Source organism: Peribacillus sp. NPDC097264 (genome assembly GCF_050277925.1).
Taxonomy (GTDB): domain Bacteria; phylum Bacillota; class Bacilli; order Bacillales; family DSM-1321; genus Peribacillus.
The window spans coordinates 38,199-54,576 of record NZ_JBNNSR010000004.1; the positions used below are offsets into that span (position 1 = coordinate 38,199).

16 protein-coding genes are annotated in these 16,378 nt (G+C 40.0%); 9 read left to right on the plus strand and 7 right to left on the minus strand.

What is annotated here, in order from left to right; all coding sequences use genetic code 11:
• Positions 1-80: 80 nt before the first annotated feature.
• Positions 81-464: a rhodanese-like domain-containing protein gene (locus ACQKL0_RS07240; RefSeq protein WP_402869458.1), complete on the minus strand. Its 384-nt coding sequence runs from the start codon at positions 462-464 to the stop codon at positions 81-83.
• Positions 465-661: 197 nt separating this feature from the next.
• Between ACQKL0_RS07240 and ACQKL0_RS07245 the strand changes: the two genes are divergently transcribed.
• Complete coding sequence (locus tag ACQKL0_RS07245; RefSeq protein ID WP_402869456.1) at positions 662-1,498, plus strand: lipoate--protein ligase family protein; 837 nt, start codon at positions 662-664, stop codon at positions 1,496-1,498.
• A gap of 387 nt (positions 1,499-1,885) precedes the next feature.
• Positions 1,886-4,456 carry a vitamin B12-dependent ribonucleotide reductase gene (locus ACQKL0_RS07250; RefSeq protein WP_402869454.1) on the plus strand — a complete coding sequence of 857 codons (2,571 nt, stop codon included), beginning with the start codon at positions 1,886-1,888 and terminating at the stop codon, positions 4,454-4,456.
• A 201-nt stretch (positions 4,457-4,657) separates the two neighbouring features.
• Here ACQKL0_RS07250 and ACQKL0_RS07255 read toward each other — a convergent pair whose 3' ends face one another.
• Together ACQKL0_RS07255 and ACQKL0_RS07260 are read right to left on the minus strand one after the other, a co-directional pair.
• Positions 4,658-5,197 (minus strand): PadR family transcriptional regulator, encoded by a 540-nt coding sequence (locus ACQKL0_RS07255; RefSeq protein WP_427687024.1) that lies wholly within the window; start codon positions 5,195-5,197, stop codon positions 4,658-4,660.
• The gene (locus ACQKL0_RS07260; RefSeq protein ID WP_407408594.1) at positions 5,194-6,036 is read right to left on the minus strand and encodes a sialate O-acetylesterase; all 843 of its coding nucleotides are present in this window, start codon (positions 6,034-6,036) and stop codon (positions 5,194-5,196) included. The genes ACQKL0_RS07255 and ACQKL0_RS07260 overlap by 4 nt, the downstream gene beginning before the upstream one ends.
• A gap of 332 nt (positions 6,037-6,368) precedes the next feature.
• Between ACQKL0_RS07260 and ACQKL0_RS07265 the strand changes: the two genes are divergently transcribed.
• Complete coding sequence (locus ACQKL0_RS07265; RefSeq protein ID WP_427686828.1) at positions 6,369-7,613, plus strand: MFS transporter; 1,245 nt, start codon at positions 6,369-6,371, stop codon at positions 7,611-7,613.
• On the opposite strand, the gene ACQKL0_RS07270 is transcribed toward ACQKL0_RS07265, so the two are convergent.
• Positions 7,545-9,344, minus strand: coding sequence for an IS1182 family transposase (locus tag ACQKL0_RS07270; RefSeq protein ID WP_427687026.1), 1,800 nt, complete (start codon positions 9,342-9,344; stop codon positions 7,545-7,547). The genes ACQKL0_RS07265 and ACQKL0_RS07270 overlap by 69 nt on opposite strands.
• A 187-nt stretch (positions 9,345-9,531) precedes the next feature.
• A complete protein-coding gene (locus ACQKL0_RS07275; protein ID WP_402869450.1) occupies positions 9,532-9,714 on the minus strand; it encodes a hypothetical protein in 183 nt (60 codons plus the stop codon).
• Positions 9,715-9,849: 135 nt separating this feature from the next.
• On the opposite strand from ACQKL0_RS07275, the gene splB reads away from it, so the two are divergent.
• Entirely contained in the window at positions 9,850-10,875 is a 1,026-nt protein-coding gene (gene splB, locus ACQKL0_RS07280; RefSeq protein WP_402869448.1) for a spore photoproduct lyase, read from the plus strand.
• A gap of 79 nt (positions 10,876-10,954) precedes the next feature.
• Entirely contained in the window at positions 10,955-11,836 is an 882-nt protein-coding gene (locus tag ACQKL0_RS07285; protein ID WP_402869446.1) for a patatin-like phospholipase family protein, read from the plus strand.
• Between the two features lie 19 nt (positions 11,837-11,855).
• On the opposite strand, the gene ACQKL0_RS07290 is transcribed toward ACQKL0_RS07285, so the two are convergent.
• Both ACQKL0_RS07290 and ACQKL0_RS07295 read right to left on the minus strand, forming a co-directional pair.
• On the minus strand, positions 11,856-12,230 hold the full coding sequence (locus ACQKL0_RS07290; protein ID WP_402869444.1) for an SA1362 family protein: 375 nt from the start codon (positions 12,228-12,230) through the stop codon (positions 11,856-11,858).
• Between the two features lie 130 nt (positions 12,231-12,360).
• The gene (locus tag ACQKL0_RS07295) at positions 12,361-13,314 is read right to left on the minus strand and encodes a DUF1385 domain-containing protein (RefSeq protein WP_402986208.1); all 954 of its coding nucleotides are present in this window, start codon (positions 13,312-13,314) and stop codon (positions 12,361-12,363) included.
• 346 nt (positions 13,315-13,660) lie between these two features.
• Here ACQKL0_RS07295 and ACQKL0_RS07300 point away from each other — a divergent pair, with 346 nt between their 5' ends.
• The 4 genes from ACQKL0_RS07300 to efp all read left to right on the plus strand — a co-directional run bounded on the left by ACQKL0_RS07300 (position 13,661) and on the right by efp (position 16,358).
• Entirely contained in the window at positions 13,661-14,173 is a 513-nt protein-coding gene (locus ACQKL0_RS07300; RefSeq protein ID WP_402869440.1) for a YqhR family membrane protein, read from the plus strand.
• A gap of 93 nt (positions 14,174-14,266) precedes the next feature.
• Positions 14,267-14,716 (plus strand): type II 3-dehydroquinate dehydratase, encoded by a 450-nt coding sequence (gene aroQ, locus ACQKL0_RS07305; RefSeq protein WP_402986205.1) that lies wholly within the window; start codon positions 14,267-14,269, stop codon positions 14,714-14,716.
• Positions 14,713-15,774 (plus strand): M24 family metallopeptidase, encoded by a 1,062-nt coding sequence (locus ACQKL0_RS07310; protein ID WP_402986203.1) that lies wholly within the window; start codon positions 14,713-14,715, stop codon positions 15,772-15,774. Before aroQ ends, ACQKL0_RS07310 begins: the two co-directional genes overlap by 4 nt.
• A gap of 26 nt (positions 15,775-15,800) precedes the next feature.
• Complete coding sequence (gene efp / locus ACQKL0_RS07315) at positions 15,801-16,358, plus strand: elongation factor P (protein ID WP_402869434.1); 558 nt, start codon at positions 15,801-15,803, stop codon at positions 16,356-16,358.
• The last annotated feature ends 20 nt before the right edge of the window (positions 16,359-16,378 follow it).

The window sequence follows — 16,378 nt, forward strand, 5'->3', positions numbered from 1 at the left end:
GCCTGTTAAGCATGAGTTCCCTATTGAACAGTATGATATGTTTCAAAACCGGATAAGATGTAAGGTTTAGGCAATTGGCCTTATTTCTTCGCCTTGATCTTCCCTGTCCACATTTTGAAACCGCCTTTTAAGTGAAAAAGTTCCCTGTAGCCTTTTTTATATAGCATGGCTGCCGCTCTTCCGCTAATGATTTCACTTTGAGCATACAAGTATACAGGCTTGTCCTGCCTAATTTCCACTAAGCGGGTCTTCATTTGTGTCATAGGGATATTTCTTGCCCCTAAGATATGTCCATTATCAAAATCATTAGGTTCCCGTACGTCAATTAATTGAACTTTTCTGTAATTAGCGATAAATTCTTCCTGTGTTAAGGTTTTAACGATTTTACGTTGACGGAACCAATTAAATAGTGAATATGCAACGATGGCTACTATGATGATAATCAGTGTATATAAGATATCCAACCATAAAAACTCCCTTCTACCTAAACGAATACAGACAATGTCTATTATATAATTGGTTTCTCCAATAATCAAAAAAAATTTTATAAATATTTGGTGGAATAGCTTACTTTCTTTTTTACGTTGCTAAACTCTGGTAAACTACTACTTGTGAGTTTTTTTAGAGGGTTTAATAAGCCTACGTGAAAAGAGGGGTAATCGTGACGAAAGAAAAATGGGGATTCATTGATTCAGGCGATTGTTCACCTGCTTATAATATGGCAATGGACGAAGCACTTTTGAATTGGCAGAGTAATGGGGAAATCCCTCCCATGATCCGGTTTTACGGGTGGAACCCGGCTACATTATCCATCGGGTATTTTCAAAGGGCTGAGACCGAAATCGATTTGGCGGAAGTTGAAAGGCAAGGCTTAGGTTTTGTCCGTAGGCCTACAGGCGGTCGGGCTGTTTTGCATGAACATGAACTCACCTATAGCGTCATTGTCCCAGAGTCTTATCCGGGAATGCCGAATACAGTGACCGAAGCATATCGGGTGATTTCTGAAGGAATATTGAAGGGGTTCAGAAACCTCGGACTGGATGCCTATTTCTCTGTGCCTGAAACTGAACAGGATAAAGAGATGCTGAAATCTCCAAAGTCCTCAGTTTGCTTTGATGCGCCAAGCTGGTATGAACTGGTGGTTGAGGGAAGGAAAGTTGCGGGCAGCGCACAAACGAGACAAAAAGGTGTTATCCTTCAGCATGGAGCCATCCTGCTTGAACTTGATGAGGAGAAGCTATTTAGTGTATTCAAGTTCTCCGATGATAAAGTAAAAGAGAAGATGAAAAACAATCTGAGAAACAAAGCAGTGGCCATCAATGACATTGCTGGTAGAAAAATAACTATTTCCGAGGCGAAGGTAGCCTTTGAAAACGGTTTTTCTGAGGGTCTGTCGATTGATTTGAAACCATATGTGCTGAGTGAAAAGCAATTACAGGAAGTGAAGGACATCGCCAAAAATAAATATGAAAGTGATGACTGGAATTTTTTGAGGTAGAAAAAGAGGGGAAGCGAGAGTCGGGAATAAATAAGTTTTTTCAGATTTGTGTGAACAAGCATGTATTCCTTGTAACGTCAGTGCTTTGAAAGAGGCGGGCAAAATGCAATGTTCAAATTCATTGAAATCTGTCTAATTTTTATTATAAATCGACATTTTCCTCCCTTTTACTAACTCAATTAATTGATTCACCGTTTGACAAAATTAAAAGACAATCAACCACAACACAATATATAGTGGTTAAAATAAATACTTAAACACTACATGTTGAATTTTGTGTTTCGCTATGATAAATTTAGTGTAACTTGTTAAGCGAAACGGACATGTAGGTTACATATTGATTTTTGCAACAAGAACGGATCTGAAACATGTAAAGGAGAGGGAATTATGTCGGTTGTAATTAAAGAAGCTTTAAAGGTTGATCTAGAAAGGTTGAATAAAGATATATCTTTATTTCCCCAAGTTCATCCTGTAACGGCTGATATGAAAATGATGCATAAGGGCGTGTCCCGTCTAGTTATGCTTGACCGTTATTCTTTTAAGGATACTGAAAAAATCACACTCTCTGCTGGCGATTTTGTAGTATTGACAATTAAAGAAGATCCGAAATTTCCTGCACGTGGTCTTGGCCATATCGTTGAAATAGATTGGGAATCGAAAAAGGCAAAGGTTTTAGTGGATGAAGAGTTCCGCGGAGTGCTGGATAATCCGGAAGAAGTGGAAACAGGAATCATTAATCGGCCGCTTGATATCATCGAAAAGCCGCTTGAAATATATTACGAGCAAATTGCCAAGCGTAATGCAACTGGTTTGGCTTCAGTGGAAACGACTGAAGAAAAAAGAACGGAATGGTTCAATAAATTTTATGAAGAATTAAAGGACCTTAATTTCGTGCCGGCCGGCCGGGTATTATATGGCGCTGGTTCTAACACGGATGTAACTTACTTTAATTGTTATGTCATGCCGTTTGTACCAGATTCACGCGAAGGGATTTCCGAGCATAGAAAGCAAGTCATGGAGATCATGAGCCGTGGTGGTGGAGTCGGTACGAATGGCTCCACGCTCCGTCCAAGAAACACCCTTGCGAAAGGGGTCAATGGCAAGTCTTCAGGTTCTGTTTCATGGCTTGATGATATAGCGAAATTGACTCATTTGGTTGAACAGGGTGGAAGTAGACGCGGTGCCCAAATGATCATGCTTACTGATTGGCATCCAGATATTGCGGAGTTCATTATTTCAAAAATGCAAAACCCGAGGATTCTTCGTTACCTAATGGAGAACACAAAAGATGAAACCATAAAGAAATATGCATCGGATAAATTGAAGTTCACACCGCATACCGAACAAGAAACGGCGATGTACCAAGGAATCATTAATTATAAAGAGATTCCGGGTCTAGGTGGATTCAGTGAAAAAATCATTAGGGATGCTGAAGAAAAAGTTCGCGTAGGCGGAACGTATAGCGTCCACAATCCGGACTTTTTGACTGGTGCCAATATCTCAATCTGCTTAACCAAAGAGTTCATGGAAGCCGTCGAAAAAGATACGGAGTATGAGTTGCGCTTCCCTGATGTCGAAAGCTACGACGCGGAAGAAATGGCGATTTATAATGATGAGTGGCACAATGTAGGAGACGTACGCGAGTGGGAAAAAATGGGCCATAAAGTCCGGGTTTACCGTAAGATCCGTGCTAAGGAGCTTTGGAACCTGATTAACATTTGTGCGACGTACTCAGCAGAACCGGGAATATTCTTTATTGATAATGCCAATGAGATGACGAATGCAAAAGCTTATGGACAGCAAGTCGTTGCTACGAATCCATGTGGTGAACAGCCATTGGCTCCATTTTCAGTGTGTAACCTGGCAGCGGTCAATTTAGCTGAGATGGCGGATAAAGATAATAAGACCGTTAACTTCGAAAAACTTAAGAAAACAGTTGAAGTGGGCGTGCGGATGCAAGATAACGTCATTGATGCAACCCCTTATTTCCTAGAGGAAAACAAAAAACAAGCACTCGGCGAGAGACGGGTTGGATTAGGTGTCATGGGACTGCATGATTTGCTAATTTATTGTGAAACCGAGTATGGATCAGAAGAAGGAAAAATCCTGGTGGACAAAGTGTTTGAAACGATTGCTACGTCTGCTTACAGGGCTTCGGTTGAACTTGCAAAAGAAAAAGGCAGCTTCCCGTTCCTGAAGGGAACGTCGGATGAAGAAACGAATGAGCTTAGAACGCGCTTCACGAATACTGGATTCATGAAGAAGATGCCTGAGGATATTCGTACAAGCATTGCCGAGCACGGTATCCGGAACTCCCATTTATTGACCGTGGCTCCTACGGGCAGCACAGGTACGATGGTCGGCGTTTCGACAGGTCTTGAACCATACTTCTCGTTCACATATTTCCGTAGCGGACGTTTAGGGAAATTCATTGAAGTCAAAGCGGACATCGTTCAGGAATACTTGGATCGTCATCCTGAAGCCGATCCTGATAACCTTCCTGAATGGTTTATTTCGGCGATGGAATTGGCTCCTGAAGCCCATGCGGATGTTCAATGCATCATTCAACGTTGGATTGATAGCTCGATCAGTAAAACGGTTAACGCCCCAAAAGGGTATACCGTCGAGCAGGTCCAAAAAGTGTACGAGCGCTTATATAAAGGCGGCGCAAAAGGTGGAACGGTTTATGTAGACGGAAGCCGTGACAGCCAGGTTCTTACATTAAAAGCTGAAGAAAACCAAATGGAACAGCAGCTTGAAATGGATGGCTTAACAGATGTGGAAGAAAAGAAAAAAGTCGTTCTGGTTGATACCATCAATGAACTGCGTTCGACTAATGTAACGATAGGTTCGGAAGTGGGTAACACGTGTCCAGTTTGCCGTAAGGGTGAAGTCCAGGAAATGGGCGGATGCAATACTTGTACGAATTGTGGTGCCCAATTGAAGTGCGGGCTTTAAACCAGTAATGAAAAGATGTATCGTTCAAAAAAAACAGCCCTTTGGATTAAGATAGTCCAAAGGGCTGTTTTTTAATGTCTAGAGGATTTCAGTGTGATTTCAAGTAGAGGAATGTTCTATTATTGAAAACCTTTTTATGGATTCCTTAAATAAATATCCCCTATCAATTTTACTAAGTAATATTGATAGGGGATATTATATTTATGCATTGGGCTCTTCTATTTCTTCTTTCAATTCTTTAAACCATTTTAAGTTCACTTGATGATGAGAACGAGAATTTTCGTTCATGCGGCGAAAATAATCGATTTTACCAGGAAATTCTTTTGTGATGGCTAGATAATCATCGAGGAGAGCAATTCGAGCTTCAGTCTGGTCAATTTGTGCTTGAATTAATTTTAATAATTTATATTTATCGAAATCATCTGCAAAGAGTAACGCCACATAGCATTGTAAGTTGACATATTCGGATTTAGTTCCAAACTTCACCATTAATTTTTCGAATTCTTCCATTCCTGAATTTGTGATAGTAAAACGGTGGATTTCGCGCCCATTGCTTAAAATTGTTTGATGAACTTGTTCAATCAAGCCTTTTTCCTCAAGTTGTTGTAAGTTGTAATAAAATGAACCCTTCGTAAAGTTAACGATATACTTATAATGTCGTTTTTCCATTAAAGTTAGTAGTTCGTAGCCATGCGCTCCAGGATTTTGGATCAGCAGGCCAAGTATAAGCAAGGGGATTATGATTGCATCACCTTCATCATTTTTGCTTCAAATTCAGCGTATGTGATTTTGCTTAAAGCCATATTCATACTATGAATATAAATTTGTTCTGTTTTTGAATAGTCAGTATTGGTTTTTAATGATTGTTCTTCATTCGAAAGAGGTGTTAGGACATCGCACTTTTTCGAAAATGCCTCGTAGTAGCGATAACCAAATTTTCGTTGCGAAACAGCGTCCAAATGAATACCGTCCGGATTGGCTGTTAAGCCTTCTGCCGTTACAAAGTAACAGTTTTGCTGAGTATGAGCAAATCGGAGTAACTGTTCATTAACTTGTTGAGACTCTGTTGCGTATTTTCCAAAACCTATTTTCCCTAAAAAGTCACCAAGTCCACCAATGATTAAAGGGACATCTTCAAGTTCTAATTCTTTTCTTAAAGTATCAATAATCAGGACAAATTTCTCATAATATGTTTCATGAAGACCATGGTTGCTATCACTTTCGCCTTGGTGCCAAAGAATACCGCAGATTTCACTAGACTCAAGCGCAAATCGAGCTTCAGATAAAGCATGTTTAAAAAGGGTACCTTCTGGATGCCAATCATTTAAAGAACTGCCGCCTTCCGCACAAGGAATTAAGCCAATTTCATCATCAGGATTGACTTTCGACCATTCCTCTGCAAAAGATGCTGCGAGACTTACACCAGCAACAGGACGATCGTAATTAATCGGTTCGGTCATCATTTGCCATTGACCATTGCGTAGCATTTTTATTTTTTCATTATAGATAGGATCTACTTCATGCAAGAATCCACGTCCTGCCATATTTGACTGACCTAACATTAAAAAAGATTTTGTCATTTAATTTTCACGCCTTTGGATAACTGATATAGCCTAATTAGACTTTCATCATTATATAGTCTAATTAGACTATCATCAACTTGTTTGTCTACAAGGAACTTTTACTAACGAAAAATATAGAATCCCATCATGCTGATTACTTTATATGTCATACTTAAACTTATTAAAAAGCTACAAAGAGTCGTCGAGGTAAGCTAAGGAGCTTTCCTCGACGACTTTTTGAGTTATTCCCTATTAGTACGTCCCAACCCTTTTTTTTGGAAAATGTCTTTATGAAGTATTTTCAGTTTTATGGTTAGACTATTCATTATCAACATTAATGAGGTGTTTGAATGGAAAACCAGAAAGGTAATAGTAAGGTTAGCGTGTGGTGTATTGTAAGCATGGCTTCGATTCCTCTCGTTATGACCCTGGGGAATTCAATGCTTATACCCGTACTACCGGTTTTTGAAGAGAAAGTAAATATCACTTCATTTCAATCGAGTATGATAATCACCAGTTATTCGGTCGCGTCCATCTTTCTTATCCCCGTGGCGGGTTACTTATCTGATCGCATAGGAAGAAAAAAAGTCATACTACCGAGTCTAATATTAGCTTTAATTGGAGGATTGATTGCAGGGTTCGCATCCTGGAAAATGGACAGTCCATATACCTGGATAATCATTGGGCGGATCCTTCAAGGGATTGGAGCATCTGGGGCGTCACCGATTATTCTTCCGTTAGTGGGGGACCTTTATAAGGATGACGATGAAAAGACCAGCTCGACGCTTGGCATCATCGAAACGTCAAATACGTTCGGCAAAGTTTTAAGTCCAATTTTAGGATCTTTGTTTGCAGCTGTCCTTTGGTTCCTTCCGTTCTTTTCCATTTCCTTTTTTAGCCTGATCTCAATCATTTTCGTATTCTTTTGCATCAAGGTTCCAAAAAGTGAAGATGAGCCCCTTAAGTTCAAGGAATTCTTAAAAAAAACGAAGGCTACCTTTAAGAAAGAAGGAAAATGGCTGTTCGTAGTCTTCATATTGGGTGTTTTCGTCATGCTCATTCTTTTTGCGGTGCTATTTTTCTTATCGGATAATCTGGAGAAATTGCATCATCTAAAAGGAGTGAAAAAAGGCTTTATATTGGCTATCCCTTTATTATTCCTGTGTATCTCCTCTTATATAGCGGGGAGGAAAATCAAAGGAAGCATTCCTTTAATGAGAAAGATCATTTTGGTCAGTTTAATACTGATGTCGGCAAGCGTGGCATTTGTAGGATATACAAAGGACAAACTCGTGATCATGCTCATTCTAGTGAGTATATTGGGGATTGCCATTGGGGCGCTACTTCCAACATTGGATGCGCTCATCACTGAGAATATCGAAAAGGAACAACGAGGAACCATCTCGTCTTTTTATAGCGCGGCCAGGTTTATCGGTGTCGCGGCAGGACCACCGCTCATGTCTGTGTTAATGAAAAATCATTTAAACATGAGTTATATTATTTCCGCCGTGATTGGTCTCATCTTGCTATTCCTCGTCTTTAAAATCATTAATAAAAAAACATTGAAACCGGACGACAAGAAAGGGGCTGTCTAATAAGTCCCTAAAATAAAACAGGTGGAGAAAAACGATTCGTTTTTCTTCACCTGTTTTTCTATTTTTATAATAATTTACTGAAAGTAGCTGACGCAATCCAGCTATCTTCAGTAAATTATGCGCCATGGCTACGATGCCAAACTCCGTTTGGACTTTCGCTAAGCCCCGAAGCGAAAAGCGACGGAACGACCTATTGCCTTTGATATGACCAAAAACACTCTCTACCTCGATTTTTCGTCGAGCGTAAATTTGTGCATTCGATTCAGACCAAAGGTTCACTTTTGCTTTCGCTTTTAGTTCTTCATAAACTGGATTAACATGCACTTGGCGATTTCCTGCCGCCTTTGTACATTGCGATTTTAATGGGCAATCCGTACAATCCTCACATTCATAAATTTTAAAGTCACGTGTGAATCCATTTTTATCCGTACGGGTCGAGTAACGCTTAAATAAAACCTTACGGTTATTTGGACAGGTGTATTCATCCTTTTGTTCATCATATGCCCAGTTACTCGCATGACGAATATCTTTTTTATAGCTCCGTTTTTGTTCCGTTAAAAAAGTATTGTAAGGAATCAAAGCTTCAAATTCTTCCTCCAAAGAGTAGAGGTAGTTTTCTTCACTGCCATAGCCGGCATCTGCGATGACGTTTTTCGGGAATGGTAGTGATGTATTCTTCAGTGCTTCTATGTGCGGCTTAAAACACCGTGTATCAGTTGGGCGTTGATGTATCGTATAAAAAAGAATGAATTGATTTTCCGTTGCCATTTGAATATTATAACCAGGTTTTAGTTGTCCGTTATTCATATGATCATCTTTCATTCGCATAAATGTCGCATCCGTATCGGTTTTAGAATAACTATTTCGATCCCCAAATAGAGCGTTTTGTTGTTTATATTTCACTAATCGTGGACCTAAGTCTTCGCGTACTAATTTCAATAGTTTCTTAACCGGACTGAGTTCCCGTCGTTTTTCTTTTCGTACCTGGACATCTTCTTCAAGTTGGATACCAGTCGTTTCTTTTTCCACTTTTTTCACTAACGCCTTTTCTATTTGAGTTAGTTTTTCCTCTGCCGTTAAAGAGGAGGTTTCGTCTTGAGCTGACAGTTCATGACCTTCTTTATCTGTAATGGTCTGAATCTGTTGGTAGGCTTCTTCGATTTTTTCTTGTAGCTTCGCCTCAAATTTGGTCGTCGCCTTTTTCCACACAAATGAATACTTGTTTGCGCTTGCTTCAATCTTTGTTCCGTCTAGAAAGTAGTTCTCCATTGTGATGTGCTTTTCTTCTATTAGTTGATGGATCATTTCTTCAAACAGCTTCGGAAGGAGCTTTTCCATTTGTTGTGTGCGAAATCGATTAATCGTTCGATAATCCGGTTTCTGCAAGGCAGCCAGCCACATGGTTGGGATATTTTCTTCAACCAGTTTGGCGATTTCACGACAAGAATAGACTTTTTGAGAATAGGCATACAAAATGACTTTCGTCATCATTTTGGGATGGTAAGAGCTACGTCCGCCACCATTATAGTGCTCGAAAAAGACTTTATCTTCTACTGATTCAATCATTTGATCAATCACACGCGCCACGTGGTGAGACGGAATGAGATCCTGAATGTCAAAAATCACAGTGGTTTGTTGGTTATCATAGGGAATAAAAGTAGGTGTGGAATTTCGTTTTTGGGGAACGGTAGTTTCCTCTTGAATGGTGAGTGGTAGTTTAGTTTGTTCCATGTTATAATTTTCTGTAGTGATCTTTGGATTGCTCATAAAAAATCGTCCTTTCGTAAATGTTGTCTGGTAACTTCATTTTACTAAAAAGGGCGATTTTTTTGTGTATAAATTTCATAAAAAAAGGGGGATTGCCCTAAAAGTCATTTTCCTGACTTTTGGGACAGCCCCTTTCTCTTTGTTGTATCTGTCAGTTGTTTTCCATTTGTTGGCCGATTTCTTTTTCGGCCAGCTCAAGATTTGCACTTCTTAAAATGGAGTACTTGTCGACAGAGTCTCCAGGGATACGCTGTGAAGTTGGATTTTCATTAACTGTGACAGTCATTTCTTTATTTTCGGTTACTTTTCGGAATGCATTTTGCTTCTTTGACATATTGCATCTCCTTTCCATTATTTACAGAATAAAAACCATCATGAGGATTTTAGAAGTGGCAAAAGCTATCCTTATATATAGGTTGTCTAGTTTAACTAAAACTATGACCGGATCGGTCAATGAATGGAGATGGATATGAAACCCTTTATCCCACAGCTTGTTTATATCGAACCACGGGCCCTTGAATACCCCTTAGGAAGAGAACTGAAAAAGAAGTTTGAGGACATGGGTATCGAAATCCGTGAAACGACCTCTCATAATCAAATTCGGGACTTACCCGGAGATAATGATTTTCAAAAGTATCGTGTAGCTAAATCCACACTGGTTGTAGGTATCAGAAAGACATTGAAATTCGATACCTCTAAACCTTCGGCCGAGTATGCCATTCCTTTGGCCACAGGCTGTATGGGGCACTGTCATTATTGCTATTTACAGACAACGCTTGGTACCAAACCATATATAAGGACCTATGTTAATCTGGATGAGATTTTTGAGGCTGCAGAAAACTACATGAACGAAAGAAAACCGGAAATTACCCGTTTCGAGGCCGCTTGTACATCTGACATCGTCGGCATTGACCATTTGACACATTCATTAAAACGGGCTATCGAATACTTTGGCAAAAGTGAATATGGTGTGCTTCGGTTTGTAACCAAATTTCATCATGTCGATCATCTCTTGGATGCAAAGCATAATGGTAAGACAAGATTCAGGTTCAGCATCAATTCAAGGTATGTGATCAAGAATTTTGAACCTGGTACCTCAAGCTTTGACGAGAGGATAGAGGCAGCACGAAAAGTGGCGGGTGCGGGCTACCCATTAGGATTCATCGTCGCTCCCATTTATAGGCATGAAGATTGGCAGGGAGGGTATTATGAACTCTTCCAACGATTGAGCGAGGGCTTAAAAGGAGTCGACATACCGGATTTAACGTTTGAATTAATACAACACCGCTTTACGGGGCCTGCTAAAAGAGTGATTCAAAAAAATTATCCCAAAACAAAGTTGGAACTGGATGAAACCAAACGGAAATATAAATGGGGCCGTTATGGAATCGGTAAATACGTTTATCAAAATGAAGAAGCAAAAGAGTTGGAAACGACAATAAGAGAGTATATAGAGGAGTTTTTCCCGAAAGCTGTAGTTCAGTACTTTACTTAAAGAGAAAAGTTTCGCCAAAACAGTCATAATAAGCCCTGCTCCTGCTTAAAAATGAATAGACCGGGTGGGGAGGGCAGCTATGATCATTGACGGCGTATTTTCCGGAGGCGGGATAAAAGGCTATGGATTATTGGGTGGATTCCAAGAGTTGGAGGAACGTGGATTTACATTTCATAGAACTGCAGGAACAAGTGCGGGTTCTATTATAGCTGCCTTCATAGCAGCTGGGTATACAGGGGAAGAAATGGAGAAACTCTTTATTGATATAAACCTATCTGGTTTATTGGATAGGAGACACGGTCTTATACCGATTCCTTTTGCAAAATGGCTTTTAGTTTATTGGAAATTGGGATTATACAAGGGGGAGGCATTAGAAAAATGGGTAGCTCAAAAACTGGCTATCAGAAATGTGGTTACCTTCAAAGATCTTCCCCCTCAATCTCTTCGCATAATCGCTTCGGATATCACAAATGGGAAGTTGGTCGTCCTACCTGATGATTTGAAGAACTATGGGATTGACCCTCATACTTTTTCAGTGGCTAAAGCGGTAAGGATGAGCTGCAGCATTCCCTATTTTTTTGAACCAGTCAAGCTGAATGTAGGGAAAAGTACGGCCCTATTCGTTGATGGAGGAGTATTGAGCAACTTCCCCATGTGGTTATTCAATTCTGAACATGTACGAAAGGAACGACCCGTCATCGGTTTGCGATTGAGTGCGGATGAAATATGGAAGCCACATGAGGTAGGAAACGCAGTGGAGTTATTCTCGGCCCTGTTCAAAACGATGAAGGATGCTCACGATGCACGTTATATATCCAAAAAACATGTTAACAACATCGTGTTTATTCCGATGAAGGGTATTTCCGCGATGGATTTCAATATGAATGATGAGATGAAGGGGGAATTAATAGAACGTGGACGAATTTACACAAGGGAGTTTTTAAAACGATGGACCTATTAAAAAGAAAAAAATCGGGCTCCTAAAATGAGGCCCGATTTTTCTTTTTATTTTTTTTTCCTTCAATGACCGTCAAGTGACTCTCCGTTTTCTTACGTGCTAAACCTTTCTTGGACGTTTTCGCTGCCGAAAAGCTAGCCACATTATCCTTTTTCGAAGTTTTGCTCTTTAGCCGCTTTTTCGACTGACGTGCAGCCTTACGAAATGCCTGTTGCTCTTTTTTCACTGGCTTACTCTTTGTTAATCCGGTGTAGATCATATAAATAATCCCAGCGACCGCGGCAATAATCAGAATATTCTTTAGGAGTCCGATTGGGTCAGTAACCATTCTGCTTATCAGTCCGAAGACTCCGAGGGCGATGATTCCGTATATCAAAATAGATATGAAACGTTTCAACAAAGACACCTCCTTAAGAGCATCATAAGCATTTTTAGCTTATTTTAAACATTATCCATTCAAAATATTCCCAAAAAGTAAAGAGGGAGTAATACTTATCATATTATTCCGAAAGTCAGTTATAAGTGTTTTACACAATAACATCCGAGTCTAAACCTTCCTCCGTACTTTTTTCCATCTTTAAGAGCTCATTGAAGGAAGCGAGTGCAACCTCGACCTGATCGTCTGAAGGGGATTTTGTGGTTAACAATTGAAGCCAAAGACCAGGATATCCAAGGTAACGAAGAACAGGAATATCTCTCACTTTATTCGTCAACTGCAATACCTCAAAAGCTATGCCTAGGACGACAGGGATAAGTAAAACGCGATCCACGACACGGAGCCAAAGAGGATCGGTCGGGACGAGAAGGTACACAAACATGCCGACAATGACAGTAAATAGAATAAAGCTACTGCCGCAACGGTAATGAAGCCTTGAACTTGCCTGGACATTGGCCACATTCAATTCTTTGCCACTTTCAAAGCAATTAATCACTTTATGCTCTGCCCCATGATATTGGAACACGCGCTTGATTAATGGGGTCATGGATACTACGTAAATATATACGAGCAGTAGTATCAATTTAAATAAACTTTCCACTAGGATCTGGGCCAGGTGACTAGAGAAAATGGGTCTTGTCAATTCTGCAAGGAAAACGGGAACGAGGGTGAACAGCAATTTCCCGAATAGGAATGATAGAACACCGATAACAGCCACACTTAACCATACACTAAACCTTGAAGACTCCTTGACTTCTTTTTTCTTTTCTACTTTGGTTCCTTCAGCTTCCTCTTCATACTGTTCTGTGGAAAAATTAAGATGTTTAGAGCCATTTGCACTTGATTGTATAAGGGCAACGATTCCCCGTACAAATGGGATTTTTTTTAGCCGATTCATCACAGGCTTTGATTCTCGTGGTAAATGGTAATACACGATCGTTGAATCCTTGCGACGGACAGCGGTGACTGTGTGATGCTTGCCGCCAAACATGACGCCTTCCACGACAGCCTGCCCTCCATAAACGGGTTTTTGAACCTCAGACATTTCTACACCAACCTAAATAGTTTTTCACGTAGCTCTCTCATGAATGCTAACATGTATAGCCAAAATATGTTCAGGTTTTTATAAATCGACCTTTCATCAATCTATTGATGATGAGCGGGGAACTTATTCCTAAACACGAACATAAATGAACCATCTCAGGAAGAAACATTCTTATACATATAAACTTCAACATTGAATGGATATTATCCTTTGAGAAAAGTACATTATTTATGAGTTAATCATACAGAATAATAACAAAAACCTCTAGTAAATCTACCCTCGAAGGCCCAAAAAAGAAAATATTCCTATTTAAGAAAGGACATACTATATATCGGAGGTGTTTAAGGTGTCTACAAATGAAACAGGTAATCATCAGCAAGAGAATAAAAGTTTGTTGCTTGCCAATGTATTTGCCATTGGTATTTTTGGGGGAATCTTTGCTAGTTTAGCCGGAGTGGCGGCACATTATTTTAAGTTTATGGAGTTTAGTCCGAAATTCATCTTAACTTCCTGGTCGGATATGTCCTGGATTGACCGTTGGCAGGGAACGATGATGACTTTGCTAGTGTTCGGAATCCTCTCCATTGGTGTTGCTTTCATATATTATGGGCTTTTAAAAAAAATTAAAAGCATTTTTGCTGGTCTGATTTATGGTGTGATTTGTTGGGCATTACTGGTTTTTGTTTTCAAGCCAATGTTTTCAGATTTGCCCGCTGTTTCGAAGATGTCATCCAATTCCATCATAACCAGTGTTTGCATTTTTATATTATACGGTCTTTTTGTAGGATATTCTATATCCTATGACCATCAGGAATATCTGCGTCAAAAAGAAATCGCTGAAAATCAATCGGGAAGCTGATCGGGCCGTTTGTAAAAAAGTAGTAAGACAATTTGTAATTATGATAGAATATTCATGGAAAGCATTATTTAACCATGAGCAGGTGTTGGAAAGATGATAAAAATTTTATTAATTAATGGTCCGAACCTTAATCGATTAGGTAAACGGGAACCGGTTCATTATGGCTCCTCTACCCTAGAAGATGTGGAAGCCCAATTGAATGAGCAAGCAGAAGGGTTAGATGTGGACTTGAGCTGTTTTCAATCTAATCATGAAGGTGCGATCATCGATAAACTACATTGGTCAGAAGATCATGGATTCGATGGGGTCATCATTAATCCAGGAGCATTCACGCATTACAGCTATGCGATTCGTGATGCGATTGCCGGTATTGATGTTCCGGTTATTGAGGTGCATATTTCGAATATACATGCCCGTGAGAGTTTCCGTCACGAATCGGTTACTGCCCCGGTATCAGCTGGACAGATTGTCGGATTGGGAATACATGGATATGAATTGGCATTACAGGCCATTACGAAAATTGCAAGGGGGAGAATTAAATGAATAAACTGGAACGGTTGCGCGAATCAATGGAAAAAGTGAACGTTGATGGGTTATTAATTACAAGTACATATAACCGCCGGTTTATGACTAACTTCACGGGAAGTACCGGTGTCGTGCTGGTTTCACAGAAAGAGGCTAAGTTCATCACTGACTTCCGATATGTAGAACAGGCCGGGACCCAGGCTAAGGGTTTTGAAATCGTTCAACATAAAGGAACACTCCTTGAAGAAGTCGGGAAACAAGTTGAAGAGATGAAAATTACCAAATTGGGCTTTGAACAAGACCATATGACATTTGCCACATATAAGGCTTATGAAAAGGCTATCAAAGCTCAACTTTTGCCGTTGTCGGGAGTAATTGAGAATTTACGCTTGATAAAGACTTCTTCAGAGATTAAGATATTAAAGGAAGCGGCTGCTATCGCTGATGCTGCCTTTACACATATTCTTGATTTTATTCGTCCAGGCGTCACTGAGCTGGATGTGTCCAATGAACTTGAATTCTTCATGAGGAAACAAGGCGCAACTTCATCTTCTTTCGATATCATTGTCGCATCAGGTGTTCGATCTGCTCTTCCACATGGTGTTGCAACGGATAAGACTATCGAAAAAGGTGACTTCATCACATTGGATTATGGTGCGTACTATAATGGATATGTATCGGATATCACCCGCACATTAGCAGTCGGTAAGCCAAGTGAAGAACTTATTAATATTTATGACATTGTTTTAGAAGCTCAATTACGCGGCATGGCTGGGATTAAACCTGGGATGACGGGTAGGGAAGCGGATGCACTAACTCGCAATTTAATTGAAGAAAAAGGGTTTGGACAATACTTTGGACACTCGACGGGACATGGAATTGGTCTTGAAGTCCATGAAGGTCCCGCATTATCCGTAAGGTCTGATATCATTTTAGAACCAGGCATGGCAGTTACCGTTGAACCAGGGATTTATCTACCGGGCATTGGCGGAGTACGCATTGAAGATGATACAATCGTTACATTAAGTGGTAACGAAGCACTTACTCATTCATCAAAAGAGTTAATCATTCTGTAAACATGTACATGTAGGAGGACAAATTTATGATTTCAGTAAACGATTTTCGCACAGGTGTCACCATTGAAGTAGATAATGGAATTTGGCAGGTTATTGAATTCCAACACGTTAAACCAGGTAAGGGAGCGGCATTTGTACGTTCTAAATTACGTAATCTTCGTACAGGTTCCATCCAAGAAAAAACTTTCCGTGCCGGTGAAAAAGTGGCGAAAGCACATATCGAGAACCGTAAAATGCAGTATCTTTATGCAAGTGGAGACAGCCATGTATTCATGGATAACGAAACATACGACCAAATCGAACTTCCAGCATCAAGTATCGAACGCGAATTGAAATTCTTAAAGGAAAACATGGAAGTACATATCTTGACTTTCCAAGCGGAAACACTGGGCGTCGAGCTTCCTAATACAGTTGAACTTGAAGTTGCTGAAACAGAGCCAGGCATTAAAGGCGATACATCTTCAGGTGGAACAAAAACTGCTGTACTTGAAACGGGCCTTTCCGTTCAAGTGCCATTCTTCATCAACCAAGGCGACAAATTATTGATTAACACAAACGAAGGTTCATACGTATCACGTGCCTAAGTTAACCTAAGTCATAAGAA